Raw genomic sequence first — 6000 nt, 5'->3', positions numbered from 1 at the left:
AATGGTCTGCTACGCCAGTATCTGCCCAAGGGCACCAATCTCTCGGTCTACAGTCAGGATGACCTTGACGCCATTGCCGATAGCCTCAACGCTCGCCCTCGTGCCACACACGCATTTCATTCGCCGTTCGAAGTCTTCTCCACCATGCTTGCACTTGCTTCCAGCCCCGATACTTCTGTCCACTAAGCCTTGTGTTGCACTTCACGTTTGAAACCGCCCCTACTTTTCTTTGCGGCGGCAAAGAAAAGTAGGTGCCGCCCCGCACAGGGGCGACGCTTGAAGCAGGCTAACAAATCGCGGATGCCAGCGCAAACGCAAGCCGCGGATGCCAGCGCAAACGCAAGCCGCGGATGCCAGCGCAAACGCAAGCCGCGGATGCCAGCGCAAACGCAAGCCGAAAACGCGAGCCGAAACCGCCAGCCCCGGATACATTTCAACAGGACCTCGAATCAATTAACCCAATATTCGAGTCACTGTCGGTGAAGCTCAAATCCCCAAACTCCCATAGCTGAAGCATTCAGAGAAAACCCACCAGCACGACCCGTGCCATCCCCCGCTTTGTGACATTTCGAAGAAAAAAATCACAAAGAATCGTGGCACCTGCGGCACTATCCGCTGTCGTAACGGCACGAACCTTCTACAATCACCGAAACGAAGCCACCAGCACCACTAGCACAGGAGCAAGCTGATGCAGGATCCAGAAGCACTCGGCGGGTTGTCCCATCAGGGCGGCGTGGACTATCGCGGCGAGGAGAACGACGGCGCGTTCATCGCGCCTGAAAACCTGAACGTCGCGAGCGCGACCCAGCACGTGCTGAAGTCCGGCGGCACGTTTATCGTCAACGATCCCCTCGGCGACGTCACGGGCCACGACGACGGCCTGTTCGTCAACGACACCCGCGTGCTGTCGCAGCTGCGTCTGACCTTTGGCGGACGCGCGCCGTCGCTGCTGTCGGGCAGCGTCAGCAGCGACAACACGTCATTCACCGCGCATCTGACCAACCGTCCGCTGCCGCCGCTCGGCGGCAACAGCACGCCGGAGGGCGTGATTCACGTCGAGCGCGTGCGCGTGCTGTCGGGCACGGTCATGAACGAGGCGATCGAACTCACCAATTACGGCACGACAGACGCTGTCGTCCCGCTGTCCATCTCGTTTGCCAGCGACTTCCGCGACATGTTCGAAGTGCGCGGCCTGAAGCGCGCAAAGCAGGGCAAGGTCGAAACGCCGCGCGTACACAAGAACGAGGTGCTGCTCGGCTACATCGGCCTCGACGACGTGGCGCGCCACGTGCGCGTCGCATTCTCGCCGATGCCCGACAAGCTGCTTTCGGACCGCGCCGATTATTCGGTGAACCTGCCCGCCCAGGCGTGCGTGTCGATTTATCTGTCAGTGGCCGTGCAGGTCGCGGCGCACAAGGGCGCGCCCGATATCGACGTGCCGCAATCGACGCATACCGTGACTGAGCTGCACGTCTCGCAGGTCGACGCGGCGCGGCCCCGCGTGGGCCGCACTGCCGTGCGCGCGGCGCTCGTCGATGCCCACCTGGTGATGCGCGAGCGGCGCCGCGCGTCGGCGCGCGTGCGTTCGAGCAACCCGTTGTTCAATGCGTGGATCGACCGCTCGCAGGCGGACCTGAATCTGCTCACAACAGATCTCGCCAGCGGGCCGTATCCGTATGCAGGCATTCCGTGGTTTTCGACGCCGTTCGGGCGCGATGCCGTCATCACGTCGCTGCAGATGTTGTGGCTCCAACCCGGCCTTGCGCGCGGCGTGCTGCGCTTTCTCGCCGAGCATCAGGCGACGGAAGATTCCGCGTTCCGCGATGCCGCTGTCGGCAAGATCATGCACGAAATGCGCCGCAGCGAAATGGCGGCGACGGGCGAGGTGCCGTTCGCGCTGTATTACGGCGGTGTCGATACGACGCCGCTCTTCATCGTGCTCGCGGGTGCCTACGTGGCGCGCACGGGTGACACGCAACTAGTCGATGAACTGTGGCCCGCGCTCGAACGCGCGGCGAAGTGGGTGTCGGGCGTATGCGACCGCAATGTCTACGGGCTGCTCGATTATCAGCGCGCGTCGGACGGCGGGCTTGCGAACCAGGGCTGGAAGGACAGTCACGACTCCGTCTTCCACGCGGACGGACGCTTCCCCGAAGGGCCGATCGCGCTCGTCGAGGTGCAGGCCTATGCGAGCGCCGCCTTCGACACAATGGCGCATTTCTCGATGCTGCGCGGCCAGTCCGACGACGCGGTGCGCTACACGCAGCGCGCCACGGCGATCCGCGCGTGCGTCGAAGACAAGTACTGGATGGACGATTCGAACTTCTACGGCATCGCGCTCGACGGCAAGGGCGACCTGTGCCGCGTGCTCGCATCGAACGCGGGCCATCTGCTCGCGTTCGGGCTGCCTTCGCGCGAGCGCGGCGAGGCCGTCGCACGCGCGCTCGAATCGACGCTCTTCCACACGGGCTGGGGCGTGCGCACGCTGGCGGCGGGCCAGCCGCGCTTCAATCCAATGGCGTATCACAACGGCTCGGTCTGGCCGCATGACAACGCGCTCTGCGCGCGCGGTCTCGCGCGATACGGCGCGAAGGCGGCGGCCGTGCGTCTGCTGCAGGCGCTCTTCCAGGCGGCCGTCAACTTCGACATGCGTCTGCCCGAGCTGTTTTGCGGCTTCCCGCGCCGTCGCGGCGAACCGCCCACTGCGTACCCCGTCGCGTGTCTGCCGCAGGCATGGGCGGCCGGCTCGCCGTTCATGATGCTCGAAGCGTGTCTGGGCATGACGATCGACGCGCAAAAGCGCGAAGTGCTGATCGAGCAGCCCATGTTGCCCGAAGGCATCGACTGGATCGAGATCGGCGATCTGCGCGTCGGCGACGCGTCGGTGTCGATCACGTTCCGGCGCGTGGCGGGCAAGGTCGTGGCGTCGGCGGAGCAGGGCGATGTGCGGGTGATCGCGCTGCTGTAAGTCGACAGCTGCAATCGGCCCTGGGCCTTCGACGGAGCGCGAGATGCCGCAACAGAACGTCTATGTCGTGTTCAAGGGCGCGCTGAAGCTCGGCGTGCCCTTTCTCGATGGCTACAAGGGCGATCCGCACTATGTGATCGTCGTCGATGATCCGGCGGGTGGCGAATTCAGGATCGTCACGAATGTGAAATCGGACAGTTCGCTCACGGGGCCCGCCGGCTATCACGTGCTGTATTCGTGGAGCCAGTACTTCGATCACCCGATGGTGGCCGATCTCGCGAAGCTGCCACCGGGGCTCACGCAGACGGGCTTTCCGAAGCTCGACTACGTGCATGATCCGCGTCTCGTTGATCTGTCGACCATGCGGCCCATCACGCTCGATACGGCGAACGCGCACAACGACATCAACGCGCTCGTCAACGACATGCTGCAACTGGACATGTCGGCGGCGCCCGTCGACTATCTGTATCCGGGCAAGAGCGGGAACGACATGCGGCGCGGCTGGAAGCCCGCGAAGAACGTCACCGTGTATGGCTTCGGCTTCCTGTTCGAACCCGAGCATGACGGCTTGCACGAAACGCATATGAATCAGGGCAATCCGAAGCCGCAGCCGGGCAGCCGCGTCAGAGATCATTCGTCGGAAAACGGCACGTTTCAGGACGGCGCGGTGATGGTCGAGGTGGACGGGCGCTTCCAGGCGCTGTTCGTCGCGTTTCAGACCCAGCTCGTGCCGACCGACAACCGGGGCTGGCCGATTCCCGGCACGTCGCATCCGATTCTGGGCTAGTGTCTGCGTTTCAGTCGGCCGCCATCAACTCCAGAAGATTGCCGTCGGGGTCCTTGAAGAAGATCGAGTGACCGGGCTTTCCGTCTGCCGTCTTTCGAGGCGTCGGACCTTCGAGAATGGCGATGTTCTTCGATTTCAGCAGATCGAGTGCTTCGCCGATCGTGCCGCTCCATCGAAAGCAGATATCGGCGGCGCCGGGCGTCGGGTGTTCGGCCACGAGCCGCACGTTATTGCCGCGCTGATGAATGCTCAGCACGGCGCCGCCTAACGCGACCTGTCGCACGAGCAGGTTGCCGTCCACGCTATGTTCGGCGACAACCTCGGCGCCGAACAGGTCGCGATAGAACGCGAAGGTAGACATCAGGTCGTCTACGGTGATGGCCACATGATCGATTCCGCTAATGCCTGTCATGGCTGTCTCCTGTGAACCACGCGAATGCTAGACGTAGTGTGTGAGCAGAAAATTATCCGCCGCGTCGCATCCGTCTTCCCGGTTCGCTAATTCCTGTCTCACTCTGCAACGGCAACATGTTCTCAACAGAGCCCGGTTCCGGGACGTCATCTCAGGAGAACGACATGGAAGCCAATGCAGAAACGATCTATCGCCCGTATGTCGATGCATTACTGAGCGAACTGAAAACGCGCGCCTATCAACCCGTCATCCGCTATCAGGGAAAAGACGTCACGAGAGGCGAGTTGCGCAGCGCAATTTTCCGCTATGCGCGGGCGCTCGACGCACTCGGCATCGGCCGGGACGCGGTGGTCGCGCTCTATGCGCCGAATCGCCCCGATGCGCTGGCCGTTCGCTATGCGGCGAATCTGCTCGGCGCGGCCACCATGTTCCTGCCGGCGCTGGCGAGTGCCGAAAGCCGCGCGACCTTGCTCGCGCGAATCAGGCCGACGCTTCTCGTCGTGTTTCAGGAGACCGCCCATCTGGTTCGCGATGCTGTCGATCAGCGCATCGTGTCCGTCGGCTACGAGGGCCCATGGGTGCATCTCGACAGGTTCGCCAGCGTGCAGTCGGATCAACCGCTCGAAAGCCGTGCCATGCCGCACGAGCTCGCGGTGATCGTTTCGTCAGGCGGCACGACGGGCGTGCCGAAAGCGAGTCGCCGCTCGTTTGCCGCGTATTCCGCAATGGTGGTATCGGCGCGCGACGCGAAGCGGCGTCAGCTCATCAATGGACCGCTCGCGTATCTGTCGCAAGTGCTGGTCGATACGACGTTGATCGGCGGCGGGAGTGTCGTGCTCGAACGGGAGTACCGTGCGCCGGCAACGCTCGCGATGATCGAGTCTGAACGCATCACGGATCTCTTTCTCGTCGAGCCTCAACTCTTCGAGATGATGGATCACCCGGACGTCAGCCGTCGCGATCTGTCGTCGCTGCGCTGTATTGCGCATGTCGGCGGCTCGGCGCCCGCGGCCCTGCGGCAACGCGCGGCGAGGCGTCTCGGCCCCGTGCTCGCGCATATGTATGGCGCAAGCGAAGCGGGACTCGTCAGCGTACTGCCGCCACCCGACTATGCGACAAACCCGGCGCGTCTGGATAGCGCCGGGCGCATCCGGCCTGGCGTCGAGGTGCGTTTGCGCTGCGTCGACGGGTCGCTCGCGGCCAACGGGCACGCTGGCAGCATCGAGGTCCGGTCCGCTGCCGTGGCGCACGGATACCGGAATCAGGCCTCCGAAAGCGCGCAGAAGTTCAAGGACGGCTGGTGCCTGACGGGCGATATCGGCTTGATCGACGATGGCGGCTATCTTCATGTGATCGGCCGTTCATCCGACGTTGCGGAAACCGATCAGCGCACCATCGGTCCCGTGCATATCGAAGATGTTCTCTGCCGGCTGCCCGACGTGCGGTATGCCGTTGCATTCGCGGCGAATACCCAGGACGGCGAGCATGCATGGAATGCGGTCGTCGAGCCTTGGGCCGGACAGCGAGTGGATGTTGCGCGATGCACGCGTACACTGAACGCGGCGTTCGGCGATCTGGTGGCAAACGCGGTCAGGTTGTCGGAGGCTGGCGCGATACCGCTCACTGAACAGGGTAAGGTGGACAGAGTCGCGATCGAAAGGGTGCTGTTCGTTCAGCCGCGTACCACCATTGAAAAGCCGCCGCTCCGTGCGCATCGGCCGATGAGCGAGCGCCTTGGCGCCCGTTGATGCAATCAGGGCATGCCGTCAGCTTGAGGAGATGGACATGCTCAATCGCGAACACGGGAGACGTGCAATAGCAAAGCAAAAAGGT

General features: G+C 63.4%; 4 protein-coding genes and 1 pseudogene. 4 read left to right on the top strand and 1 reads right to left on the bottom strand.

The genetic code is table 11. The features are described from left to right. The 3 genes and pseudogenes from BLT65_RS30645 to BLT65_RS30635 all read left to right on the top strand — a co-directional run. Positions 1-186 (top strand): annotated as a pseudogene (locus tag BLT65_RS30645) (IS30 family transposase); the annotation flags it as partial. Positions 187-688: 502 nt separating this feature from the next. Then, a complete protein-coding gene (locus BLT65_RS30640; RefSeq protein WP_091784883.1) occupies positions 689-2968 on the top strand; it encodes an amylo-alpha-1,6-glucosidase in 2280 nt (759 codons plus the stop codon). Between the two features lie 43 nt (positions 2969-3011). After that, complete coding sequence (locus BLT65_RS30635) at positions 3012-3755, top strand: DUF2278 family protein (protein WP_091784880.1); 744 nt, start codon at positions 3012-3014, stop codon at positions 3753-3755. A gap of 10 nt (positions 3756-3765) precedes the next feature. On the opposite strand, the gene BLT65_RS30630 is transcribed toward BLT65_RS30635, so the two are convergent. Then, positions 3766-4167: a VOC family protein gene (locus BLT65_RS30630; protein WP_091784877.1), complete on the bottom strand. Its 402-nt coding sequence runs from the start codon at positions 4165-4167 to the stop codon at positions 3766-3768. 164 nt (positions 4168-4331) lie between these two features. Between BLT65_RS30630 and BLT65_RS30625 the strand changes: the two genes are divergently transcribed. Continuing rightward, entirely contained in the window at positions 4332-5915 is a 1584-nt protein-coding gene (locus BLT65_RS30625) for a class I adenylate-forming enzyme family protein (RefSeq protein WP_091784874.1), read from the top strand. Positions 5916-6000 lie beyond the last annotated feature (85 nt).

The sequence above is a fragment of the Paraburkholderia steynii genome (assembly GCF_900100565.1).
In the GTDB taxonomy this organism is placed as follows: domain Bacteria; phylum Pseudomonadota; class Gammaproteobacteria; order Burkholderiales; family Burkholderiaceae; genus Paraburkholderia; species Paraburkholderia terrae.
The sequence above is the reverse complement of the archived record's forward strand: the minus strand, read 5'-3'. Positions and strand labels throughout refer to the sequence as shown.

What these genes read in the sequence shown, in the direction of transcription:
- BLT65_RS30640 (WP_091784883.1), top strand. Translation starts at nt 689, where the DNA reads ATGCAGGATCCAGAAGCACTCGGCGGGTTGTCCCATCAGGGCGGCGTG.
- BLT65_RS30635 (WP_091784880.1), top strand. Translation starts at nt 3,012, where the DNA reads ATGCCGCAACAGAACGTCTATGTCGTGTTCAAGGGCGCGCTGAAGCTC.
- BLT65_RS30630 (WP_091784877.1), bottom strand. Translation starts at nt 4,167, where the DNA reads ATGACAGGCATTAGCGGAATCGATCATGTGGCCATCACCGTAGACGAC.
- BLT65_RS30625 (WP_091784874.1), top strand. Translation starts at nt 4,332, where the DNA reads ATGGAAGCCAATGCAGAAACGATCTATCGCCCGTATGTCGATGCATTA.